18 protein-coding genes, 2 tRNA genes and 1 pseudogene are annotated in these 21,851 nt (G+C 66.0%); 14 read left to right on the top strand and 7 right to left on the bottom strand.

Translation table 11 applies throughout. The annotated features are described in order from the left end of the window. The first annotated feature begins 155 nt into the window (after positions 1 to 155). The 4 genes from ACLH0K_RS11665 (at position 156) to ACLH0K_RS11650 (ending at position 4,594) form a co-directional block, all read left to right on the top strand. Positions 156 to 3,134 (top strand): UPF0182 family protein, encoded by a 2,979-nt coding sequence (locus ACLH0K_RS11665; protein WP_411373761.1) that lies wholly within the window; start codon positions 156 to 158, stop codon positions 3,132 to 3,134. 117 nt (positions 3,135 to 3,251) lie between these two features. After that, positions 3,252 to 3,325 (top strand) — tRNA-Met (locus ACLH0K_RS11660). Positions 3,326 to 3,446: 121 nt separating this feature from the next. After that, positions 3,447 to 3,520: transfer RNA gene (locus ACLH0K_RS11655), tRNA-Met, on the top strand. A gap of 138 nt (positions 3,521 to 3,658) precedes the next feature. Then, positions 3,659 to 4,594, top strand: coding sequence for a cytochrome b/b6 domain-containing protein (locus ACLH0K_RS11650; RefSeq protein ID WP_411373760.1), 936 nt, complete (start codon positions 3,659 to 3,661; stop codon positions 4,592 to 4,594). On the opposite strand, the gene ACLH0K_RS11645 is transcribed toward ACLH0K_RS11650, so the two are convergent. From ACLH0K_RS11645 to ACLH0K_RS11635, 3 genes are all read right to left on the bottom strand, one after another. Continuing rightward, positions 4,591 to 6,024 (bottom strand): cryptochrome/photolyase family protein, encoded by a 1,434-nt coding sequence (locus tag ACLH0K_RS11645; protein ID WP_411373759.1) that lies wholly within the window; start codon positions 6,022 to 6,024, stop codon positions 4,591 to 4,593. The genes ACLH0K_RS11650 and ACLH0K_RS11645 overlap by 4 nt on opposite strands. Before the next feature lie 87 nt (positions 6,025 to 6,111). After that, positions 6,112 to 6,903, bottom strand: a complete 792-nt coding sequence (locus tag ACLH0K_RS11640) for a PspA/IM30 family protein (protein ID WP_411373758.1) — start codon at positions 6,901 to 6,903, stop codon at positions 6,112 to 6,114. A 104-nt stretch (positions 6,904 to 7,007) separates the two neighbouring features. Continuing rightward, on the bottom strand, positions 7,008 to 9,053 hold the full coding sequence (locus ACLH0K_RS11635) for a TPM domain-containing protein (protein ID WP_411373757.1): 2,046 nt from the start codon (positions 9,051 to 9,053) through the stop codon (positions 7,008 to 7,010). A 288-nt stretch (positions 9,054 to 9,341) separates the two neighbouring features. Between ACLH0K_RS11635 and ACLH0K_RS11630 the strand changes: the two genes are divergently transcribed. The 4 genes from ACLH0K_RS11630 (at position 9,342) to ACLH0K_RS11615 (ending at position 13,734) form a co-directional block, all read left to right on the top strand. Continuing rightward, positions 9,342 to 10,952: a trypsin-like peptidase domain-containing protein gene (locus ACLH0K_RS11630; protein ID WP_411373756.1), complete on the top strand. Its 1,611-nt coding sequence runs from the start codon at positions 9,342 to 9,344 to the stop codon at positions 10,950 to 10,952. A 239-nt stretch (positions 10,953 to 11,191) separates the two neighbouring features. Continuing rightward, entirely contained in the window at positions 11,192 to 11,983 is a 792-nt protein-coding gene (locus tag ACLH0K_RS11625; protein ID WP_411373755.1) for an electron transfer flavoprotein subunit beta/FixA family protein, read from the top strand. A gap of 13 nt (positions 11,984 to 11,996) precedes the next feature. Further along, the gene (locus ACLH0K_RS11620; RefSeq protein ID WP_411373754.1) at positions 11,997 to 12,950 is read left to right on the top strand and encodes an electron transfer flavoprotein subunit alpha/FixB family protein; all 954 of its coding nucleotides are present in this window, start codon (positions 11,997 to 11,999) and stop codon (positions 12,948 to 12,950) included. 4 nt (positions 12,951 to 12,954) lie between these two features. Next, positions 12,955 to 13,734, top strand: a complete 780-nt coding sequence (locus tag ACLH0K_RS11615) for a PIG-L deacetylase family protein (protein WP_411373753.1) — start codon at positions 12,955 to 12,957, stop codon at positions 13,732 to 13,734. 86 nt (positions 13,735 to 13,820) lie between these two features. Here ACLH0K_RS11615 and ACLH0K_RS11610 read toward each other — a convergent pair whose 3' ends face one another. Beyond that, the gene (locus ACLH0K_RS11610) at positions 13,821 to 14,684 is read right to left on the bottom strand and encodes an anti-sigma factor domain-containing protein (RefSeq protein ID WP_411373752.1); all 864 of its coding nucleotides are present in this window, start codon (positions 14,682 to 14,684) and stop codon (positions 13,821 to 13,823) included. A gap of 1 nt (position 14,685) precedes the next feature. Further along, on the bottom strand, positions 14,686 to 15,294 hold the full coding sequence (gene sigK / locus ACLH0K_RS11605; protein WP_411373751.1) for an ECF RNA polymerase sigma factor SigK: 609 nt from the start codon (positions 15,292 to 15,294) through the stop codon (positions 14,686 to 14,688). Positions 15,295 to 15,327: 33 nt separating this feature from the next. On the opposite strand from sigK, the pseudogene ACLH0K_RS11600 reads away from it, so the two are divergent. Further along, a pseudogene (locus ACLH0K_RS11600) lies at positions 15,328 to 15,378 on the top strand (hypothetical protein); the annotation flags it as partial. A 114-nt stretch (positions 15,379 to 15,492) separates the two neighbouring features. On the opposite strand, the gene ACLH0K_RS11595 reads toward ACLH0K_RS11600, so the two are convergent. Both ACLH0K_RS11595 and ACLH0K_RS11590 read right to left on the bottom strand, forming a co-directional pair. Next, positions 15,493 to 15,960: a tRNA (cytidine(34)-2'-O)-methyltransferase gene (locus ACLH0K_RS11595; RefSeq protein WP_411373750.1), complete on the bottom strand. Its 468-nt coding sequence runs from the start codon at positions 15,958 to 15,960 to the stop codon at positions 15,493 to 15,495. A gap of 21 nt (positions 15,961 to 15,981) precedes the next feature. Then, positions 15,982 to 16,923: a J domain-containing protein gene (locus ACLH0K_RS11590; protein ID WP_411373749.1), complete on the bottom strand. Its 942-nt coding sequence runs from the start codon at positions 16,921 to 16,923 to the stop codon at positions 15,982 to 15,984. Positions 16,924 to 17,096: 173 nt separating this feature from the next. Between ACLH0K_RS11590 and ACLH0K_RS11585 the strand changes: the two genes are divergently transcribed. The 5 genes from ACLH0K_RS11585 to ACLH0K_RS11565 all read left to right on the top strand — a co-directional run bounded on the left by ACLH0K_RS11585 (position 17,097) and on the right by ACLH0K_RS11565 (position 21,843). Beyond that, complete coding sequence (locus tag ACLH0K_RS11585) at positions 17,097 to 17,789, top strand: hypothetical protein (RefSeq protein WP_411373748.1); 693 nt, start codon at positions 17,097 to 17,099, stop codon at positions 17,787 to 17,789. Positions 17,790 to 17,846: 57 nt separating this feature from the next. Continuing rightward, a complete protein-coding gene (locus ACLH0K_RS11580) occupies positions 17,847 to 19,076 on the top strand; it encodes a cysteine desulfurase family protein (protein ID WP_411373747.1) in 1,230 nt (409 codons plus the stop codon). Positions 19,077 to 19,226: 150 nt separating this feature from the next. Continuing rightward, positions 19,227 to 20,336, top strand: a complete 1,110-nt coding sequence (mnmA, locus tag ACLH0K_RS11575; RefSeq protein WP_411376470.1) for a tRNA 2-thiouridine(34) synthase MnmA — start codon at positions 19,227 to 19,229, stop codon at positions 20,334 to 20,336. 23 nt (positions 20,337 to 20,359) lie between these two features. Continuing rightward, a complete protein-coding gene (locus ACLH0K_RS11570; protein ID WP_411373746.1) occupies positions 20,360 to 20,773 on the top strand; it encodes a chorismate mutase in 414 nt (137 codons plus the stop codon). Beyond that, positions 20,770 to 21,843 carry a hypothetical protein gene (locus ACLH0K_RS11565; protein WP_411373745.1) on the top strand — a complete coding sequence of 358 codons (1,074 nt, stop codon included), beginning with the start codon at positions 20,770 to 20,772 and terminating at the stop codon, positions 21,841 to 21,843. Before ACLH0K_RS11570 ends, ACLH0K_RS11565 begins: the two co-directional genes overlap by 4 nt. The last annotated feature ends 8 nt before the right edge of the window (positions 21,844 to 21,851 follow it).

Raw genomic sequence — 21,851 nt, 5'->3', positions numbered from 1 at the left:
GCATCTAGACTCGACAGGAACTATGCTTTACCGCCACTCGTGGCAATTATGGCGGACAAAACCAGCCGTTGGCCGGCAGAGTCCGCCTGCTCGCTCGCTCCAAATATCTGACGACCAGCTATGAGGTACCCAGTTTGTCCCGTCCCGCCAGCACCATGTCCACAGGCAGACCCCCTTCGAGGCGGGGCGCGCTGACGCCCACGCTGATTGTTGTGGCCCTCGTGGTTGTGGGCTTCATTTTCTTTGCCAACGTCTGGACCGACGTCCTCTGGTACCGGCAGCTGGGCTACATCGAGGTTTTCCTCACGGAGAACCTCTCCCGGATCGCCATCTTCGCCGCCGGCTTTGCCATCATGTTCGCCGCAGTGTTCTTCGCGATCCGCATCGCCTACCACGCCCGGCCGGTCTACGCCCCGGACTCCGACATCCGGGACAACCTCAACCGCTACCAGGCGCAGCTGGAGCCGGTCCGCCGGGTGGTCATGGTGGGCCTGCCCGTCCTCTTCGGACTCTTTGCCGGCAGCGCCGCCGCAAGCCAGTGGCAGAAGGTCCTGCTGTTCTTCAACCAGGAGGGCTTCGGCCAGCAGGACCCGGAGTTCGGCCTGGACATCAGCTTCTACCTGATGGTTCTGCCGTTCCTTGGCTTTGTCACCGGTTTCCTGATCAGCGTGGTGGTCATCGCCGGCATCGCGGGTATCCTCACCCACTACCTGTACGGCAGCATCCGGCTGATGGAGCGCGGCATCTTCACCAGCCGGGCAGCACAGATCCACATCGCCGTGGCCGGCGCAGCCTTCCTGGTCCTGCTGGGCGTGAACTTCTGGCTGGACCGGTACTCCGCCGTGCAGAGCAACGCCGGAAAGTGGGCCGGCGCGCTGTACACCGACGTCAACGCCGTCATCCCCACCAAGGCGATCCTCGCCGTCGCCGCCGTCCTGGTGGCCATCCTCTTCGTGGTTGCCGCCATCATCGGCCGCTGGCGCCTGCCCGTCATCGGGACCGCGATGCTAGTCATCACGTCCATCCTTGCCGGCGGCGTCTACCCCTGGGTCATCCAGCAGTTCCAGGTGCGGCCTTCCGAGGAAACACTGGAAAAGGAATACATCCAGCGCAATATCGACAACACCCGGAGGGCGTATGGCCTGGACGCCATCCAGGTCAGCCGGTATGACGCGACCAACACTGCCAGTACCGGCGCCCTGGCTCCGGATGCGCAGACGACGGCCAACATCAGGCTGCTGGATCCTAACCTGATCTCAGACGCATTTGCCCAGCTTGAGCAGTACCGTCCCTACTACCGCTTCCCGGAGTCCCTGAATGTGGACCGCTATGAAGTTGACGGGCAGATCCAGGACACCGTTATCGCTGTCCGGGAACTTAATCCCACCAACGTAGCCACTAACCAGCAGGGCTGGCTCAACCAGCACGTGGTCTACACGCATGGCTATGGCGTGGTAGCGGCCAAGGGCAACAAGTTCACCGTGGACGGCAAGCCCGAGTTCCTCCAGTCAGGCATTCCCTCCACCGGCGTTCTGGGTGACGACACAACCTATGAGCCCCGCATCTACTTTGGTGAGTACTCGCCGGATTACTCCATCGTGGGTGCACCCGATGGTGCCCCGCCGCGGGAACAGGACCGGCCGTCCGGCGAAGGCGAAACCCAGTACACCTTCGAGGGCAACGGCGGTCCCAATGTGGGAACGTTCTTCAACCGGGTCCTGTATGCAATCAAGTTCCAGTCCTCGGACCTGCTGCTTTCCGACGGCGTGAACCCGGAATCGCAGATCCTGTACGACCGCAATCCGCGTGAGCGGGTGGAAAAGGTCGCCCCGTACCTGACGGTTGACGGCAACGCCTACCCCGCCGTCGTGGACGGCCGGGTCAAGTGGATCGTGGACGGCTACACCACCAGCCAGTACTACCCGTACTCGCAGCAGGAGCAGCTCTCCGACGCCACCGCCGATTCACAGACCACGTCCGGCCGCACCGTTGCCCTGCCCAACAGCACGGTCAACTACATCCGCAATTCGGTCAAGGCGACAGTGGACGCCTACGATGGGTCCGTCACCCTCTATGCCTGGGATGACCAGGACCCGCTGCTGAAGGCGTGGCAGAAGGTGTTCCCCACCTCCCTGAAGCCGTACACCGAGATGTCCGGTGCCGTCATGAGCCATGTCCGCTACCCGGAGGACCTCTTCAAGGTCCAGCGGCAGCTTCTGGGGGAGTACCACGTAACCAACCCCTCCACCTTCTACCAGACCAAGGACGTCTGGAGCGTGCCGAATGATCCCACCGTGGATTCGAGCGCCGAGGTGAAGCAGCCGCCGTTTTACATGTCGCTGCAGATGCCGGACCAGGAGAAGCCCGCCTTCCAGCTGACCTCATCGTTCATCCCGCAGATCGTGAACGGCAATGCCCGCAACGTCCTGTACGGCTTCCTGGCCGCGGACTCGGACGCCGGCAACCAGGCCGGGGTCAAGGCTGAAGGCTACGGCAAGCTGAGGCTGCTGCAGATTCCGCCGGAGATCCAGGTTCCGGGTCCGGGCCAGGCGCAGAACAAGTTCAACTCCGATCCCACCGTGTCGCAGGCCCTCAACCTGCTGCGCCAGGGTGCCTCGGATGTGTTGAACGGCAACCTGCTGACCCTGCCCGTGGGCGGCGGCATCCTGTACGTCCAGCCCGTCTACCTCAAGTCCACCGGTGAGACCTCCTACCCCACGCTGCAGCGCGTCCTGGTGGCATTCGGCGACAAGGTCGGTTTTGCTCCCACCCTCGACGAAGCGCTCAAGCAGCTGTTCGGCGGAGACTCCGGCGCCGCCGCTGGCGACTCGGACAACAACGGGCAGGCTCCGGCCGATCCCGCAGCCCCGCCCGCGCCTGGCGGGGCAGATGCCAAGGCCGAGCTGAAGGCTGCACTGGATGAGGCCAACGCGGCAATCCAGGCTGGACAGGCAGCGCTCGCTTCGGGTGACTTCGCCGCTTATGGTGAAGCCCAGAAGCGAATTTCAGCTGCACTGCAGAAGGCCGTTGACGCGGAGGCCAAGATCCCGGCTCCCGCCGCCACCCCGTCACCGGCGCCCGCTGCTGAAGCTACCCAGCCGTCACCGTCACCGTCACCGTCGCCAGGCAGTTAAAGCCGACGGCGACGGCCCGGCACCTGCTCCCGTGGAGCGGGTGCCGGGCGGCGTAACGGAGATCACGCCGCTTCGATTTGGCCCGCTGTTCACGTCCCGGTAAAGTAGTTCTTGCGACGCGGGGTGGAGCAGTTCGGTAGCTCGCTGGGCTCATAACCCAGAGGTCACAGGTTCAAATCCTGTCCCCGCAACTGACGGAAGGGCCGGACGCTGGAAACAGTGTCCGGCCCCTCCTGCTTAATCAGCCGCACCTTGGCGCGTCGGCACAGTGGTCAAGACTGCCGCCAAAATAGGGTAGTGTAGATCCAGCGACGCGGGGTGGAGCAGTTCGGTAGCTCGCTGGGCTCATAACCCAGAGGTCACAGGTTCAAATCCTGTCCCCGCAACTATGGAAAGACCCCGCCCGGCACCAGCCGGGCGGGGTCTTCTTTTTCCTTGAATACGCGCAGTTCCTAGTATTCTCTTTCGCAGAGCCTCACAGCCGTGAGCAGTTGGCCAGTCATTCTCGAGAGGAATGTTGCTCGATGTCCACACCCACCAAGAAGCGCGGTACCGCCGCCGCTAAGCGGTCCCGACTCTACTGGGGCGTGCCCGCTGTCCTCGGGGCGCTTGTCCTGGTGGTGCTGCTTGCCAAGTGGCTCATGGGGCTGCCGGCTGTGGCATCCTTCGTTGCGGACTACCCCGGCCACTCGAAACTCCCGGACAACGCGCCGGTGGGGTTCCCGGCATGGCTGGCGTGGCAGCACTTCCTCAACGCCTTCTTCCTGCTCCTGATCATCCGCACGGGCTGGCAGGTACGCACCACCACCCGGCCCGGCGGTTACTGGACGCGCAACAACAAGGGCCTGATCCGGACCAGGAACTCGCCCACCAAGATCAGCCTTGACCTGTGGTTCCACCTGACGCTGGATGTTCTCTGGATCCTCAACGGAATCGTGTTTGCCGTCCTGCTCTTCGCCACCGGGCAGTGGATGCGTATTGTCCCCACCAGCTGGGACGTTTTCCCGAACGCGCTCTCTGCGGCGCTCCAGTACGCGTCGTTGAACTGGCCGACCGAAAATGGCTGGGTCAACTACAATGCCCTCCAGCTGCTCTCGTACTTCGTGACCGTGTTCATCGCAGCCCCGCTGGCCTTCATCACCGGGCTGCGGATGTCCGGGGCCTGGCCCAAGAAAGCAACCGGCCTTAACAAGGCTTTCCCCATCGAATGGGCACGCGCCGTCCACTTCCCGGTAATGGTCTACTTCGTGGCGTTCATCGCCGTCCACGTCTTCCTGGTGCTGGCCACCGGGGCCCTGCGCAACCTGAATCACATGTACGGCGTCCGTGACGACGACGGCTGGTTCGGTTTCTGGGTCTTCGTGGCCTCAGTGGCGGTCATGGTGGCCGCCTGGTTCCTGGCCCGCCCGATCTTCCTGCGGCCCATCGCTTCGCTGATGGGCAAAGTCAGCAGCCGCTAGTCCTGGCCGTCGTCGAGCTGCCGGTAGGCTTCCAGGGCGCGTTCCCGCGACTCCGCCAGGTCCACCAGGGGCTCAGGGTAGCCGTCCGCCTCCGTAGTCCACGGTTCGTGGATCTCCTTGCCGGAAAGTTTTTCCAACTCAGGGATGAAGGTTCGCAGGTAGCGGCCGTCGGGGTCGAACTTCCTGCTCTGGGTCACCGGGTTAAAGATCCGGTAATACGGTGAGGCGTCTGCGCCTGATCCGGCCACCCACTGCCAGTTCGCCGGGTTGTTGGCGCCATCCGCATCCACGAGGGTGTCCCAAAACCACTGTTCGCCAATGCGCCAGTCCATCAGGAGATTCTTGACCAGGAAGGATGCCGCGGCCATTCGCACCCGGTTGTGCATCCAGCCTGTTTGCCAGAGCTGGCGCATGCCGGCGTCCACTAACGGGTAGCCGGTCCTGCCCTGTTGCCAGGCGGCAAGTTCCTGCCGGCTCAGCCGGCCCCACTGGAAGTTGTCGAATGCAGGCCGGTAGTTGCGGGTGGCGAGGTCCGGGTTGTGGTACAGCAAGTGCCAGTTGAATTCGCGCCAGCCGAGCTCGGAGCGGAAAGTCCCGACGTCGGCCGGCACGTTCCGCGGAAACCGCCTGCGGATGCCGTGCCAGACGCGGAACGGGCTGACCTCGCTAAACCTCAGATGCGGCGACAGCCTGCTGCTTCCTTCGGCGCCCGGAATGTTCCGGCCGGCGCCGTAATGCTCTATCGGGCCGTCAAGGAAGTCCTCAAGGCGGCGGAGGGCGCCTTCCTCTCCGGGTTCCCACGTTGCTGCGAGGCCGCCGCTCCAGTCGGGGGAGGAGGGCAGCAGCTGCCAGCTCTTCAGCGGATCGCTGGCTGGAAGGCCGCGTCCGGAAGCGGCAGGCGCGGGCAGCGCGGCAGGGGAGTCCACTGGCTCCCGGATGTCGCCTGAGGCAAGGCAGGCCCGCCAGAACGGCGAGTAGACCTTGTAGGGTCCGCCAGCCCCGGTTCGGATGGTCCAGGGTTCGAAAAGGAGATTTGCCTGGAAGCTTGAGGCCTCGATGCCGTTCCCGCCGGCCCAATCCTTGAGCTCGGCGTCGATAGTACGTTCCGGCAAACCATACCGGCGGTTCCAAAAGATGTGGCCGGCATTGGTCTCGGTGGCAAGTTTCCTGATGACGTCGCCCGAGGGCTCGCGGCGCAGCACAAGACGCGAGCCTCTTGCCTCGAGCGCGGCGGAGAGCGTGGCGAGAAAATGGTGCAGCCACCACCGTGAAGCTCCTCCCAGGGGCCGGACGCCAACAGACTCCTCCTCGAGGATGTACACGACTGTCAGCGGGAGTCCGAGTCCTGCGGCCTCCGCGAGGGCGGGGTTGTCGTCGAGGCGGAGATCGTCGCGCAGCCACACAAGGGACGTCTTACCGGTGGGAGCCATCCCACCACGCTACTTGGTGGGAGGACGCGTGAGGGCCAGGACGCCGCGTCCTGGCCCTCACCAATGTGCGCAAAGCTGGATCAGGAGTTACAACTTGTCGAAGTCCGCTTCGTCCACGGTGGTTCCGGAAGCGCTGTTGGTCGAGGCCGCGCCGATGGCCGGCTTGGCGCCACCTGACTTTAGCGCGGCCAGCCGGGCCTCAATCTCCACCTGCTCGCCGAGGTCTTCGAGCTGGTTGAACTGTGCATCCAGGCTGGACGCAGCAAGTTCCTGCTGGCCGCGGACCTTGGCTTCCTCGCGGCGGATCTTCTCCTCGAACCGGCCTACCTCGCTGGTGGGGTCCATGATGTCGATGCTCTTGATCGCGTCATGCACCTGCGACTGTGCCGCAGCCGTCTTGGACCGGGCCACCAGTTCGTTGCGCTTGCTGGTGAGCTGGTTAAGCTTGTTCTTCATCTGGTCCAGGCCGGTTTTTAGCTTGTCCACCACTTCGCGCTGGGACATGATGGCCGGCTCGGCGCCCTTGGCCTCGTTTTCTGCGGCAATCTGGCGCTGAAGGGCTACCTTGGCCAAGTTGTCGAACTTCTCCGCGTCGGCTGCGTTGCCGCTTGCGCGGAACTCGTCAGCCTTCCGGGAGGCGGCGAGTGCCTTGTTTCCCCAATCCCGGGCGTTCTTGACGTCCTCGTTGTAGTCATCCTCGAGCATGCGGAGGTTGCCAATGGTCTGCGCGACGGCGGATTCCGCCTCGGCAATGTTGTTGGTGTAGTCCCGGACCATCTGGTCCAGCATCTTCTGCGGATCCTCAGCGTTGTCCAGCAAGGAGTTGATGTTCGCCTTTGCAAGCTGCGCGATACGGCCGAAAATGGACTGCTTAACCATGGTGCTACCTTTCGTCCTGCTCTGTGGTCACCACTGAATCCGTCAACAGTGGTGTACTGCTTCCGGTGCCCGCCGGTTCCAGCAGGCACCAAGTCGTGCCGCTGCTAGAAGTCGCCGCCTCCGCCCGAGTCTCCGCCCCAGCCGCCAAAATCACCGCCGCCGAAGTCGCCTCCGCCCCAGCCGCCGCCGTCGTCGCTATGGCCGCCACCCCAACCCGCATGACCTCCGCCGTTGAGGATTGAGTTGATGAGAATGCCGCCGAGGATGGCGCCGCCCAGGCCGCCTCCTCCACCGCCGAACATGCCGCCCCGGCCGTAGCCCTGGCCTGCGTAGCCGTCGAAGTGGTCTACGTCCGCCTGCGCCAGCTGCGCTGCCTGTGCCGCGAGGGCATGGGCCTGCTGGGCATAGGTTAGGGCGGTGACGGGATCTGTCCGGGAGATGGAGAGTGCGTAGTCCAGGTTGCGCTGGGACTCCGCCAGCCGGGTCCGGGCCTCTGTGCCCACGCCGCCGCGGCGTGCGGTGATGTAGTCCGACGTGGCGCTGATCTGGGCCTGGGCGGACATGATGGTCTGCTGAAGTGAAGCCTGCGCCCTGCGGGACTGTTCCTGCTGGTCGCGGATGCCGCTCAGGGCCTGGTCGAGCGACTGGTGCGCGGTTTCCACCCGTTGGAGGGTAGCGATCGGGTCGATCTTGCCGCCCTGGATCTCTGCCTTGACCTGTGCCAGGGCAGATTCCACACCTGCAACCGGTCCAGCCAGTTCGGGATGGGATCCGGACTGGATCATGGCGCGGGCCTGGGCCAGGTCCTGCGACGTGTCCACAACCGCGGCTTCCAGCCTGTTCCGCGCCTCATCGAGGTTTCCTGACACCTTGGTGATCGCGTCCAGCAGCACGTTCGTCTGGTGCAGGCTTTCCTCGGCAGCACGGACAGCTACGGCCGCAAGGCTGCCTTCGCCTTCGCCGAGTTTTTGCTGGGCAGTGGCGGTGGCGTTCTGGACGAACGCCAGCCGCTCCTTGGCCTGCAGGATGTTGTCGGAGACCTGGGTCAGGGCGCTTTCGGCGTACTTGCTGCGTAGGGCTGTCAGTGACTGCTCGGCGCTGGCGATCTTGGCATCGGCCTCGCGGGCTCCGGCATTAACAGTGGCCAGGGCCTGTGGCGCATTCTTCTCAAGCTCACGCAGGGCGTCGAAGTCAGCCTTTTGCTCTTGCAGGGACGCGAGCGCAGCCTCGGACCGCCGGATAATCTCTCCCAGCCAGGTGCGCTGCTGCTCTTCGGTGTCCGGGATGTGGTCGTCGAGCTGCTGCTGGAGCTTGAAGGACTCGGACATGTGGGCCTTGGCTTCGTCGAGCGCCTTGGTGAAGTTGCCGACGGCGGAATCGCCGTACTGGGCCTGGGCGAACATCAGCTCCTGCTCGCTGGACTTGATGGCGTCGTCAGCCTCGATCAACAGTGAGCCGCTCTTGCGGCGCAGTTCCTCAATGCTGAGCGATGCGAGCGGATCGGCCTGGGAAGCGTCGTGCGGGCCATAGCTCGCGGACGATGCCTGCCCGGCGACCTTCTTCCGCTTGTTCCGGTAGTAAAAGTAAGCGCCGGCACCACCGGCGGCCACTACACCGGTGCCGACGAGAACGGCTGTGCCGGCTCCATCACCTGATGAGAGTTTTCCGCTGCCGCCTTCTGCTGCGTTGCCAACAGCCTCAGCTGCGTTGATCGCGGCCTGGGCGTAGTCACCGTTGGAAAGCTGCGGACCGATTGCGGTGCTTTTGATGTTTTCGATCTGTTCATTGGTGAGCTTGGTTCCACCCTTGTTCAGGATGTACTGCCGGCTGTCGGTTGCCACGGCCAGAATCAGTGCGTTGGGCCCAAGGCCGGCTTTTTCAGCTACCGCGTCTGTCCAGGCTTCGCGATCGGCGGGGTCTTCAAACCTCTTGACGGTAACAACGTGAAGGACGGTAGCGTGATCGGTACCCAGCTTCTTAATGGCGGCTTCAACATCCGGCTTGTCTCCGCCCAGCACCCCTGCCGAATCGACGATTTTGGTAACGGGATCCAGTGTCACCGGTGGCTCAGCCCAGGCCGCGCCGGCGGGCACCGCCAGCAGCCCGGTCACACCGATCACGGCGAGTACACGTTTGAACTTTGACCGCATCTGCAACCCTTCAGAACGCCCGACACCGATTCGGGACGAATCAGTCGTCTCAGAATCCAACAGCGCCCCCACGCTTGGTGTGAAGCCGCAGGTCGCTGTGGCAATTCATCTTGATTCTATGGTGCACCCCACAGCCCGTCCATTGAGGCGACTATGCCACCAGCGAAACAGCATGAACGCCGCTTTGCAGGCGAGAGGAGGGCGATCAGGAAGCTCTCAGCAAACATCCGAGCTTGTTCCAGTCAAGAGGGCCATAGTTAATTGCAGACGAGGATGAAAGGAAGTCCCATGACGGAGAACAACATTCCCGGACAGGTTCCCGAAGGGCGCCCGGGCCGCCAGGATCCCTGGCAGCAGCCCTCCGCGCAGCAGAAGGAGCATCCCGCGGAGGCTCGGCCCGGGGGCGGCCTTTCCGGTCAGGAACCCGACCAGGCCGGCGCCGGCAACAGCGCCGGGCGGGAGTACCCCACAGAATCGCTGGACCGGCACCCGGAGAATCCCACCCAGGAGCTTCCCGGAGCAAACCGCCCGGTCTATCCGCGGCACCAGCCTTTTTACGGGCAGTCCAGCTACGGGCAGGCCCAGCAGCACGGCCCGCAGTACCCGCAGTACAACCCCCAGGCCTACCAGCAGCAACACAACGCGGCACATGGGGGTGCGGTGGGGTTCGCACCGAACCCCAGGGATGCACCGCGCCGTAAGGCCAGCTTTGGCGTGGGAACCCTGGTGGCAAGCATCCTCGCGGCAGGCCTTGTGGGAGGCGGCGTCGCAACGGTGGGGTCAAATGAGCTGTTCGGCGGCAACGGGTCCCCGGCAAGCACCATCAGCAACAGCCAGCCGGGAACCGTCATCGTCAACAACCAGGACTCGGTAAACGAGATCACGGCAGCGGCTGTGAAGGCATCACCGAGCGTCGTGACCATCAGTGCCGCCAGCGGCGGCAACGGCGGCACCGGCTCCGGCATCGTGCTCGACGACCAGGGACACATCCTCACCAACACCCACGTGGTCACCCTGGACGGGCAGACGGCGAACGCCACGCTGGAAGTCCGGTCCAGCGACGGCCGCGTCATCCCCGCCAAGCTGGTGGGGACTGATCCGCTCTCCGACCTCGCCGTGATCAAGGTGGATGCCGGCTCCGGCCTCACGCCTGCCACTTTCGGCGACTCCGGAAAACTGAACGTTGGCGATACAGCCATCGCCATCGGTTCACCCCTCGGCCTCACCGGGACGGTCACCGACGGCATCGTGTCCACCCTTAACAGGACCATCAGCGTGGCCTCGGCGGCCGCGCCCGAAGAAGGGGACAACGCGGAGGGTGACGACGAGGGCGGGTTCCAGTTCGCGCCTCCGGGCGGCGGACAAAGCCAGCAGACGGCGGAGCAGGGCGAAATTTCCATCAACGTGATCCAGACCGATGCAGCCATCAACCCGGGCAACTCCGGCGGGGCCCTGGTCAACAGCAGCGGCGAGGTGATCGGCGTCAACGTCGCCATCGCTTCGGCAGGCTCCAGCGCGTCCTCGACCAGCGGAAACATCGGCGTCGGTTTCAGCATTCCCATCAACCATGCCAAGCGCGTGGCCGAGGAGATAATCGAAACCGGCAAGGCATCGCACGGCCAGCTGGGCGTGAGCGTGAAGCGCAAGACGTCCACTTCCTCGTCGGAGTTCTCTGTAGGGGCTGATGTGGCAACCGTTGAGCCCGACTCAGCTGCAGGCAAGGCCGGCATCAGAGTGGGCGACGTGATCACCAAGTTCAACGACCTTGCGGTCGGTGAACCGGAGCAGCTGACGGCCGCGGTCCGTGAACAACCCGCCGGCACCAAGGTGAAGATCACCGTGCTGCGCAACGGCCAGGAGCAGACGTTCGACGTCACGCTGGGCACCGCGGCCGGCTAGGCGCCGCGGGCGGAGCTACCAGGAAGTACGACGGCGGCGTCCCCACCCGGGCGGGGACGCCGCCGTCGTCCTGTCTGCCGCAGGGGGAGAGCTGACACAGGCGTTAACCGGGCGTCATATGGGGCGGCCAATATGGTTAGCTAGGAGCTACCCGTATGCCGGGCATCCCGCGGCCACGACCTCACCCGGCTGGCTGTCCACAAGCATGGAAGGCTGCTGTCAATACAGTGGAAGATACATTGAAGATTGTCGTCCTGGTCAAGCATGTACCGGACGCCCAGTTCGACCGCCACCTCAACGGTGAGGGCAACACCGTGGACCGCGATGAAAGCATCCTGTCCGAGCTCGACGAATACGCCCTCGAAGCGGCGCTGCAGCTGGCCGAGGCGCGGGGCGGCAGCAAGGCAGGCAACCAGGTCATTGCCCTGAGCATGGGACCGTCCGGTGCCGTCAATGCCATCAAGAAGACGCTCCAGATGGGTGCCACCGAAGGCGTCCACCTCACCGACGACGCCCTCGCCGGCTCGGACGCTGCCGCCACCTCGCTCGCGCTCGCCGCCGCCGTCCGCCACCTGGGACAGGTGGACCTGGTCATCACCGGCATGGCCTCGACCGATGGCGAAACGTCCCTGGTTCCGGCGCAGCTGGCAGAACGCCTAGGCCTGCCGCAGGTCACCTTCGCTTCCTCGCTCGAGGTCAGCGGCGGCCGGCTGACCGCCCGTCGGGACGCTGACATATCCTCCGAGACCGTCGAGGCTCCGCTGCCCGCCGTCGTGTCCGTGACGGACCAGATCAACGAGCCCCGCTACCCCAACTTCAAGGGCATCATCGCGGCCAAGCGCAAGAGCATCACCACGCTGTCCCTGGCAGACATCGGCGTGGACCCGGCCCAGGTGGGCCATACCGGTTCCTGGACCAGCGTGCTCAGCGCCGAGGAGCGCCCGCCGCGGACCGCCGGCACCATCATCACCGACGAAGGAGACGCCGGCATCAAGCTGGTTGACTTCCTGGCCGCACAGAAGCTGCTCTAAGAGGGATACAGACATGGCAAAAGTACTCGTTTTTCTTGACAACCCAGGCGCCGGGCTCAAAAAGAGCAGCCTGGAACTGCTGACGCTGGCCCGTACCCTGGGCGAAAGCGTTGTCGCAGTCAATGGGGAGGTTTCCGACGGCGTTGCGGCCGCCTTCGCCGAATACGGCGTCAGCGCGGTCCTGCGCCCCTCAGCCCAGGACCTTGACGACTTCCTGGTCGCCCCCAAGGCGGCTTTTGTCGCAGCTGCCGCCGAATCCGCCGGTGCCGGGATTGTCCTGCTGGACAACTCGCCCGAGGGCAAGGAGATTGCGGCGCGGGTGGGCATCCGGCTGAAGGCCGGCGTCATCACGGACGCTGTGGGAGTGGACGCGGACGGAACCGCGCACAAGTCCGTGCTCGCCGGTTCCTACAACACCTCCTGCAGGGCGACGACGGCCGTCTCCGTTGTGACCTTGAAGGCCAACAACGTCACCCCGGAGCCGGCTGCTGCTCCCTCCGCCCCCGGGACATCCACGGTGGAGGTGCCTGCCGGCGCCACTGCTGCAGCTGCCCGCATCACCGCCCGCGAACAGAAGGTCGCCAGTGGCCGCCCGGACCTCACGGACGCCCGCATTGTGGTGGCAGGCGGACGCGGCCTGGACGGCGACTTCGGACCGGTCGAGGAACTCGCCGATGCCCTGGGGGCTGCGGTGGGTGCGTCACGTGCAGCCACGGATGCCGGCTGGATCAGCCATGACGCCCAGGTGGGGCAGACCGGCAAGACCGTGTCGCCGCAGCTGTACATTTCCGCAGGCATTTCCGGCGCCATCCAGCAGAAGGCCGGCATGCAGACTTCCAAGGTCATTGTTGCCGTGAACAAGGACGCCGAATCACCGGTCTTCGAGATCGCGGACTTCGGCATCATCGGAGACGTCTTCGACGTGCTGCCCCAGGCCACCGCGGAGATCAAGAAGCGAAAAGGCTGACCCTTTGGCTGCCTCCACCACACAGGCGCAGAGCCCGTTCAATCCGGCCACAGACCGGGTTGAGCGGGTGCTCTGTTTTGCGGCCCATCCGGACGATATCGACTTCGGCGCGGCGGGCACCATTGCGGCCTGGACAGCGGCCGGCGTCAAGGTCAGCTACTGCATCATGACGGACGGTGATGCCGGGGGATTCGACCCCTCGCACCGGGCGGACATCATCGCGATGCGGGACTCCGAGCAGCGACGTGCGGCTGAACTGGTCGGCGTTTCCGATATCCACTACCTTCATCAGCGCGACGGGTACCTCGAGCCCTCGCACGAGGTGATGAAAGGCGTGGTGCGGCTGATCCGGCAAATCCGGCCCGACGTCGTGCTTTCCATGCACCCGGAGCGGAACTGGCGTCGGATCCAGAAGAGCCACCCGGACCACCTTGCCGTGGGTGAGGCGGTGACCCGTGCCGTCTATCCGGCCGTGGAAAACCCGTTCGCCTACCCGGAACTCGCGGAATCCGGCCTGGCGGCCTACAAGCTGCCTTGGCTCTGGCTTTATGCCGGCCCTGAGGAACGGGAAAACCATTATGTGGATGTCACCAGCCAGGTGGATGCGAAACTGGCCGCCATCCACGTCCACGTGAGCCAGCATCCGGACGTCGAGTCCATGGAAGCCACCGTGCGCCGCGGGCTGCGCGCCAACGCTGCCCGTGCCGGCCTGCCGGAAGGCAGCAGCGCGGAGGCGTTCCATGTTGTTGCCATCAACGGACCGGGGACGATTGCCGGCTTCTAGCACCGCCCGGCTTCGGCCGTCATAGCCGAACGCCCGGTTCCCATCCTGTTGGAAGGGAACCGGGCGTTTTTGGCTGCATCCGACCGTTACGCGCCCAACGGCGCCGCGGCGACGGTGGGCATGGTGGGGGACTGGGACCCTCCCACCGGTTCCACGGTGATTCCCAAGGCGGCGGCGGAAGAAATTCCCTGAACCACCGCAGGCTTTGACAATGCATCCTCGTCCATGAGCCCCTGCGACACCGGAGCCGAGCCGTCCTTGGGGATCAGCCACATCTGGTAGACCTTGCCTTCCGGCGGGGCGGGCACGCCGTTCATCTTGACCACCGCGGCGTCCTCCGACGGGGAAATCAGCAGCGTGGCCGTGCCGCCCCCGGAGACATCCACGGACGCCTCGCGGAGGTCGCCGGCGCGGACAACCTGCTTCAAGGGATCGTTCTGGTCCGCTATGTAGGAGCCCACACCCACGCCACCAAGGGCGACGGCGGCTGCGGCGGCCACCCCGGCAAGCCACCGGCGCGCCCCGGCCGGCCCGCGCCGTTCCTTCCGCCGCTGCCGCGCGGCGGCAAGTTCATCTGCGGTTCCAGGCACGGCAGCCCGGCCGGAGAGCGGAACGGTAGTGCCGGCGTCGGGCTTTTCCCCGTGCTGTGCAGTGTCCGCCGGCAATTGTGCGACGATCCGGTTGAACAGGTCTGCGGGCGGCTCTTCTTCCACCCGGAAGGTCATGGCGAGTGTCTCACGCGCCTGCCGGACCCGCGCCAGGAATGCGGCCCGTTCCGCTTCCGGGGCGGTTGAGACATAGTCCTCAATCGCCTGGCGTTCCTGGTCCGTGACGGCGTCCAGCGCGTACAGCTCCGCCAGATCCACTGCCCGGCCGGAGGCCAGGTCCGTGGCAACGGTATCGCCGAACGCGCCGGGACGGCCCTTACGCCCATGGTTCATTTCTGTCATCTCAACTCACCCCCAAGCAGGTCTTCAGTCGGATCAGTCCATCGCGGATGCGGGACTTGATGGTGGGTACTGCAGCGTTCAGCCGTTCGGCGACCTCCCGGTAGGTGAGCCCGCCGTAGTATGCCAGGCGCACCGACTCCTGCTGCGTTTCGGTCAGCGTCCCCAGGCAACGGACCACCGCCTCCGCCTCCAGTTTGCTGCCCACTTCATCGGACACGGAATCGTGGTCGATGTCCTGGGTGCTGGCTCCATACCTGGCCTCGCGGTCCGTGGACGACTGCGATGACCGCACTTTGTCCACCGCCCGCCGGTGCGAGATGGTCATCAGCCAGGAGAGGGGACTGCCTGCCTGGACATCGAACTTCGCCGCGTTCTGCCACACCTGGAGGAAAACCTCCTGGGTTGTGTCCTCGCTGAGCTCGGGGTCGACCAGCACCCTGCGCGCCATGCCGTACACCCGCCGCGACGTCAACTGGTAGAACTCCGCAAAGGCCGCCTGGTCGCGCCGGGCTATTCCCTCCAGCAGGACCGCTAGACGATGGCTAAGCTCAGCAGGCGGATCTGTGACCGCGGCGGCAGCCTCGGTATTTGGCGCGTTGGGAGTTTCCATTACTACCAAGCATAAGTCTCCCGGCGGGGATTCCTCAGCGGTTCCGCTGCGGTTGTGGGGCTCCGCCCGGGAACCTGTCCCTAGTAATGTCACCTGCCGCTCCTCGATCACCGCTGCACTTGATCCCGAAAGCGATTCGGTGCCGCGGCCGGCGTGGATGGGTGGCAGGGGCGGATCTCTTGGTCCGGTTTGCCGGTGCTACAACCGCGCGCCGTCGAACCCCTGTTGCCGCCACGCCTCGTATACGGCGATGGAGGCGGCGTTGGCAAGGTTGAGCGAGCGCAAGGCGGGCAGCATGGGCAGACGCACCGTCGCGGTTACGTGCGGGTCGGCTTTCAACCCGGCAGGAAGGCCCACCGACTCCCGGCCGAACATAAGGACGTCGCCGGGCTGGTAGGCAATATCGGTATAGCTCGACGTTCCGTCCGAAGTGAACGCGTAAACGCGCTCGGGCTGCAGGTGCTGCCACGCGTCCGCAATGGACTTATGCACTGTCACGACGGCGAGGTCGTGGTAGTCGAGGCCCGCCCGCCGCAGCTTGGCGTCCGAAAAGTCGAAGCCAAGCGGTTCCACGAGGTGCAGTTCTGCGCCGGTGATGGCGGCCAGGCGGATTGCGTTGCCGGTATTGCCGGGGATTTCGGGCTCGTGGAAAAGAATGCGGAACACACATCCATCCTAGCGACAGCGCTAGTGCATGCCGCGCAGAAGCCTTGCCAGCACCGGAACGTTGACGATGTTCGGGGCAGGCCCTGAGGCGAGGAACTCCTTGATTCCCCGGACCATCCCGGCCCCGTTGACGATCTGGACGGGCTCCAGGGCCCCGGCCTGACGGCGGTGGTGGTCGATCACAGGCTCGTGCAGGTTTCCGCTGGGGCTGAGGACCACGGTCCAGCCGGTGACGTTCAGCTCCGGGAAAATGTCCTGCATTGCCCTTACCAGGTGGGCCAGCCGGGGTGGGGCGATGCTGCGTGCCCCGTGGTTCAGGGTGCTGCCGTTCCAGGCGTAGGCGCCCTGCGGCAGGAGCATCGAGTTCACCAGGGCCAGCCGGTAGCCCGACAGGACGGCGTGGTCGATGTGGCTGTTGTCCGCCGGCGACTGGAGTCCGTTGATCAGCCGGGCTGCCGGGATGGCCGGGAGTACCTGGCGGGACAGGAGCTGGACGGTCCGCATTTCCCGCTGGATCCGGGCTTCGGCACCAAAAATGCCGCGCTTCCGCGGCATGCCGTGGACCTGCTGGGCGGCCTGCGCCAGCGGAATCAACGGAACGCCGGTTCCTTCGTAGGGCGGCGTATAGATCGGCGGGTCTCCGGCGGTGTTCCTGCCGCTGCCGGGCCGGTGCACGGTGGCGGAGGCACGGCTGCCAGCCGGCGGGGCATCAAAATGCGGTTCATCGTCTGCAGGAGTATCCCGGAAGGTACCGGACGCATAGGACCGGTCGTATGCCTTCCTGCGCTGGGGGTCGATAAGGGTTTCGTAGGCGGCAGTAACACGGCGGAACGTGGCCGCATCCCCTCCGTGGTCCGGGTGCGCGGTGCGGGCAGCGCGGCGGTAGGCCACCTTGATTTCTCTATCGGTGGCAGTTACAGCCACCTTCAGGACCTGGTAGTGGGAGCTGCTGCGCTCGGTCAAGCACTCATCCTTCTCTCGTGGGCACCGTAGGCCGGGCCAGCCCAGTCTAGCCAGCCGAACGCCGGTCCTGTTGGGATAACGAGCGCCACGGTTCCACGGGTTCCCTTCCTGCCCGCAGTCTAGACTCATGGGGGCACGGCCGGAGGGGCAGTGGCAGATGCAGCGGGGTGGACATGGGTATGCCGACGGCGGGACAACCGGCCGTTGCCGGATGGCTGAGGGCGGCGGTAACGGCTGGAGTGGCCGCTACGCTCCTGAGCGGCTGCAGCGTCAACGTGCCCGACCCCAGTGTTCCGGCCCCGGTGGAGAGCGCCCCGGCCCTGTCCACGCCTACCATCACGCCCGGTCATGACGCCGAGGCGGTGGCCGCGCGGGACCTGCCCTTCACCGCCGGCACCACGCTTGCCCGCGGCGTGCCGGTGGGCATCTCGGACGGGCTGAAGGATGTGCCCGGCTGGAAGCAGGTCAAGGACAATGTGGCGGGCGAAAGCCAGTACCTAAAAGCCGACGGCTGCCTGGTTGCGGCCAAGGTCCGCAACAACCAGGGAGTGCTTGCCCGCGGCGACGACCGGGAATCGACTGATGCGCTTTTCGAGTACCTGGACCCGAGCATCCTCCCTGGCTACCTGAAGACAGAAAGCCTGCGCTGGGGAGACAACCGGAATGAGCCGGTCCGCCGCGTGGAAATGCTGGGGCTGGAGCAGGCAGCGCCGTCCTCCGGCAGGGCCGCAGCGGTTCTGGCGCGGCTGTTCGGCACGGCCGGCTCATCCGTCTACGTCTCGGTATCCTGCCCGGACGCTTCGTCCCTCGCCGCCGCCCGTGCCGATGTATCCGCGCACCTGGCGGTCCTGCCGCCGTCGAACTAGAGGCGAGAAATTCGGCAGGCCAGCGGGCGCGGTAAGCCGGGCCGCTAGAATTAACAGGTGCCCGTCTACCTCGATCATGCTGCCACCACCCCGCTTTCGGCCGAGGCCCTGGCTGCCCTGACGCGCGAACTCACCCGCACCGGGAACCCGTCGTCACTGCACGGCTCGGGGCGCCGTGCGCGCCGTGCGGTGGAGGACGCCAGGGAGGTTGTTGCCGAGGCGGCGGGCGCCCACCCGTCCGAAGTGATCTTCACGTCCGGCGGGACTGAATCGGACAACCTTGCCGTCAAAGGCCTTTACTGGTCCCGGCTGGCAGCGAACCCGGCGCGGCGCAGGATTCTCTGCTCCGCCGTCGAGCACCATGCGGTGCTGGACACCGTTGAGTGGCTGGAGCGGCACGAGGGCGCCCGGGTGACCTGGCTGCCCGTCGACGCCGAGGGCGTGGTGGAGCTGGCAGTCCTCGAGGAGGAGCTGGCGCGCGAGCCGGACACCATCGCACTGGTGACAGTGATGTGGGCCAACAATGAGGTAGGTACCATCCAGCCGGTCCACCGCATCGTGGAGCTGGCGCATGCTGCCGGGGTTCCCGTGCACTCGGACGCGGTGCAGGCGTTCGGCTCGCTTCCCGTGGACTTTCGGGAGTCCGGCCTGGACGCCATGTCCATTTCCGGGCACAAGATCGGCGGCCCGGTGGGGGTGGGCGCGCTCCTGTTGGGACGGGCGGTGAAGCTGACGCCGGTCCAGCACGGCGGAGGACAGGAACGGGACGTCCGGTCGGGCACCCTGGACACGGCCTCCATCGCGGCCTTCGCCGCGGCCTCCCACGCTGCGACGGCGGGGCTCGCTACGGAAGCTGAACGCATCGCAGCACTGCGGGACCGCCTGATCGACGGCGTTCTGGCGCGGGTGCCGGACGCCGTCCTGCGCGGTGCACCTGGCGCCGGACGACTGCCCGGCAACGCGCACTTCACCTTCCCCGGCTGTGAAGGGGACTCGCTGCTGTTCCTCCTGGACCTCGCCGGCGTGGAATCGTCCACCGGGTCCGCCTGCACCGCCGGCGTTCCGCGTCCTTCGCACGTGCTGCTGGCCATGGGGCTGGACGAGGAAACGGCCAGGGGAGCCCAGCGCTTTACCCTCGGCCACGCGTCCACCGAGGCGGACGTCGATGCCCTCCTGGCGGCCCTGCCGGATGCTTATGCAAGGGCGCGGCAGGCAGGCATGGCCGGACACGAGTCCTCGATCCAGACCGCCGGCACCATCGCCCGGCAGGGCCAGGCAGGCCGCTGACCACGCAACACCGTGCGGTTTTGCAGAAGGCCGTAGAATAGATAGGCGAACATCGTTTCCGCGCGCCCCCCAGGCCGGCGTGTCTCTTCCGGCCGTCGGCCCGCGCCCTCCCCACAACAACAGAAAGCCAGCATGCGAGTTCTAGCAGCCATGAGCGGCGGAGTCGACTCCGCCGTTGCCGCCGCCCGCGCGGTCGAAGCCGGGCACGACGTCGTCGGCGTCCACCTGGCGCTGTCACGGATGCCGGGCACCCTGCGGACCGGCAGCCGTGGATGCTGCACCATCGAGGACTCCCGCGACGCCTGGCGCGCCTGCGACGTGCTGGGCATTCCTTACTACGTCTGGGACTTCTCTGAGCGGTTCAAGGAGGATGTGGTCCAGGACTTCATCGACGAGTACGCCGCCGGACGGACACCCAATCCCTGCATGCGCTGCAACGAGCGGATCAAGTTCGCCGCGCTGCTGGAAAAGGCCATCGCGCTGGGCTTCGACGCCGTGTGCACGGGCCACTACGCCAAGGTGATTGAGGATGCCGACGGCAACCGGGAACTCCACCGGGCCGCGGACTGGGCCAAGGACCAGAGCTACGTGCTGGGCGTCCTCACGCACGAACAGCTCAAGCACTCCATGTTTCCGCTGGCAGACACCCCGTCCAAGGCGGAGGTGCGGGCCGAGGCGGAGCGCCGCGGCCTGTCGGTGGCCAACAAGCCTGACAGCCACGACATCTGCTTCATCCCCGACGGAGACACCACCGGCTGGCTCGCTGAAAAGATCGAGATGACCGCGGGCGACATCGTGGATGAAACGGGAGCCAAAGTTGGTGAACATGCCGGTGCCAACGCGTTCACGGTCGGCCAGCGCCGCGGCCTGAAGCTCGGCACTCCCGCCGCCGACGGCAAGCCGCGGTTCGTGCTGGAGATCAGGCCCAAGGAGAACAAGGTGGTTGTGGGACCGCAGGCGCTGCTCGCTATCGACGAGATCCGTGGCATCAAGGTTTCGTGGGCGGGCCTGCCCATCGCCGAGGTTGAAACCGGCGAGGAGTTCGACTGCTACGCCCAGGTGCGTGCCCACGGCGATCCGGTTCCCGCGACCGCCCGCATGGAGCTTGACGGTGACTCTTCCGGACAGTTGGTGGTCCGGCTGGCAGACCCGCTGCGGGGTGTGGCACCCGGCCAGACAGTGGTCCTCTACCAGGGGACCCGCGTCCTGGGGCAGGCGACCATTGACGCAGCACGGTCACTGCAGCGCGCAGCGCTCTAGCTCCCTGCCCATAGACTTGGACCATGACGCAGCACAACCTCCCGGCACCTGACTCCGACGATTTCGATCCTTCAGCCAGTTCCCTGGCCGGCCAGGTGGACAACGCGGTGATGGCTGAACTGCTCTCAATCCGTTCCAGTATCGACAACATTGACGCCACGCTGGTCTACCTCCTGGCCGAACGGTTCAAGGCCACCCAAAAGGTGGGATTCCTGAAGGCCGCCCACCGCCTCCCTGCGGGCGACCCCGGGCGCGAAGCCGCCCAGATCGCCAGGCTCCGGCGGCTCGCCGAGGACGCCCACCTGGATCCGGCCTTTGCCGAAAAGTTCCTGAACTTCATCATCGGCGAGGTGATCCGGCACCACGAGGCCATTGCCGAGGACCACCAGACCGCCGCCGGGTCCGGCCAGCACCCGCAGGCCTCAGCCCTCGCATGACGGTGGCTGAGCGGCCCGGGCCGGACAAGGCCGCCCGTGAACCGGGGAAAGCAGTGCCGACGGAAGTAACCGCAACCGCCCACGGACCGTGGCCGGGCGCGGACCCCCTCGAAGCGGCGCGCATCATCCGTGGCGAACTCGGCCGGCCGCACCTGCCATTCCTCGCCGAATTGCCGGCCCGCGGCGTGGGCTCCGATCCCCTGGGGCGTACCGCCTCCCTGCTGGAGGAACTTGCCGTTGATCTCCAGCCACATGGATGGCGGCTTGTCGACCGCCCGGGCAAGGACTTCCGGCGGGCAGCCTCCGCACTCGCGACCGATGTCAACGTCCTGGCCGACGTCGCAGGAGCCGAAGAAACGTCCGCCGATGCGATCAAGGTCCAGCTTGTGGGGCCTCTGAGCCTCGCTGCGGGCCTGCACCTTCACAATGGGGAGCGCGCCCTGGTTGACTATGGCGCCCGCCGCGACCTCGCCGCCTCACTGGCGGCCGGCGTCGGAAACCATCTCACCCGGGTCGCCGCAGCAGTTTCGGGAGCGCGGCTGGTAGTGCAGCTCGATGAACCCGAGATCGCCGCCGTCCTGGCCGGCACCATTCCTACCGCCAGCGGCTACCGCACCTTGCGGGCCGTGGCACCCTCGGAAGCCAGGGAATCATGGCGGGTGGTCATGGATGCCCTCCGTGCTGCGGGAGCCAGCGAAGTGGTGGTGTCCGTTCCAGCCGTCGAGGCGCCGCTCGAATCCGTCCTTGCGGCAGGCGCCGACGGGGTCGCCGTGCCCCTGAAGCCCCTTACCACCCGCCAGTGGGAGCAACTCGCCGGCGCAGTGGAGGCGGGCAAGCGGTTGTGGGCGGGAGCACTCGACGTCGAGGGCGCGCAGCTACCAAAAGTGGCGGACTGCGTGGACTCCGTGTGGCGGCCGTGGCGGCAGCTCGGCCTGTCGGCCTCGTCCCTGCGCACCATCCTGGTCACTCCGTCGGCGGGGCTTGCGGGGCACACTCCAGCACAGGCCACGGCCGTGCTGGGACGCCTGACCCAGCTTGCGGACGGGCTGAACCAGCTCGCCCTGGGGTAGCCGGAGAA

Source organism: Arthrobacter sp. MPF02, assembly GCF_046605375.1.
GTDB lineage: Bacteria > Actinomycetota > Actinomycetes > Actinomycetales > Micrococcaceae > Arthrobacter.
Note: the sequence above shows the minus strand (reverse complement) of the source record. Positions and strands in the feature narration are given on the sequence as shown.

Coding starts and splice junctions, on each gene's coding strand:
- ACLH0K_RS11585 (WP_411373748.1), top strand. CDS start 17,097: ATGGGTATGCCGACGGCGGGACAACCGGCCGTTGCCGGATGGCTGAGG.
- ACLH0K_RS11610 (WP_411373752.1), bottom strand. CDS start 14,684: ATGACAGAAATGAACCATGGGCGTAAGGGCCGTCCCGGCGCGTTCGGC.
- ACLH0K_RS11665 (WP_411373761.1), top strand. CDS start 156: ATGTCCACAGGCAGACCCCCTTCGAGGCGGGGCGCGCTGACGCCCACG.
- sigK (WP_411373751.1), bottom strand. CDS start 15,294: ATGGAAACTCCCAACGCGCCAAATACCGAGGCTGCCGCCGCGGTCACA.
- ACLH0K_RS11650 (WP_411373760.1), top strand. CDS start 3,659: ATGTCCACACCCACCAAGAAGCGCGGTACCGCCGCCGCTAAGCGGTCC.
- mnmA (WP_411376470.1), top strand. CDS start 19,227: ATGAGCGGCGGAGTCGACTCCGCCGTTGCCGCCGCCCGCGCGGTCGAA.
- ACLH0K_RS11635 (WP_411373757.1), bottom strand. CDS start 9,053: ATGCGGTCAAAGTTCAAACGTGTACTCGCCGTGATCGGTGTGACCGGG.
- ACLH0K_RS11640 (WP_411373758.1), bottom strand. CDS start 6,903: ATGGTTAAGCAGTCCATTTTCGGCCGTATCGCGCAGCTTGCAAAGGCG.
- ACLH0K_RS11565 (WP_411373745.1), top strand. CDS start 20,770: ATGACGGTGGCTGAGCGGCCCGGGCCGGACAAGGCCGCCCGTGAACCG.
- ACLH0K_RS11570 (WP_411373746.1), top strand. CDS start 20,360: ATGACGCAGCACAACCTCCCGGCACCTGACTCCGACGATTTCGATCCT.
- ACLH0K_RS11620 (WP_411373754.1), top strand. CDS start 11,997: ATGGCAAAAGTACTCGTTTTTCTTGACAACCCAGGCGCCGGGCTCAAA.
- ACLH0K_RS11645 (WP_411373759.1), bottom strand. CDS start 6,024: ATGGCTCCCACCGGTAAGACGTCCCTTGTGTGGCTGCGCGACGATCTC.
- ACLH0K_RS11630 (WP_411373756.1), top strand. CDS start 9,342: ATGACGGAGAACAACATTCCCGGACAGGTTCCCGAAGGGCGCCCGGGC.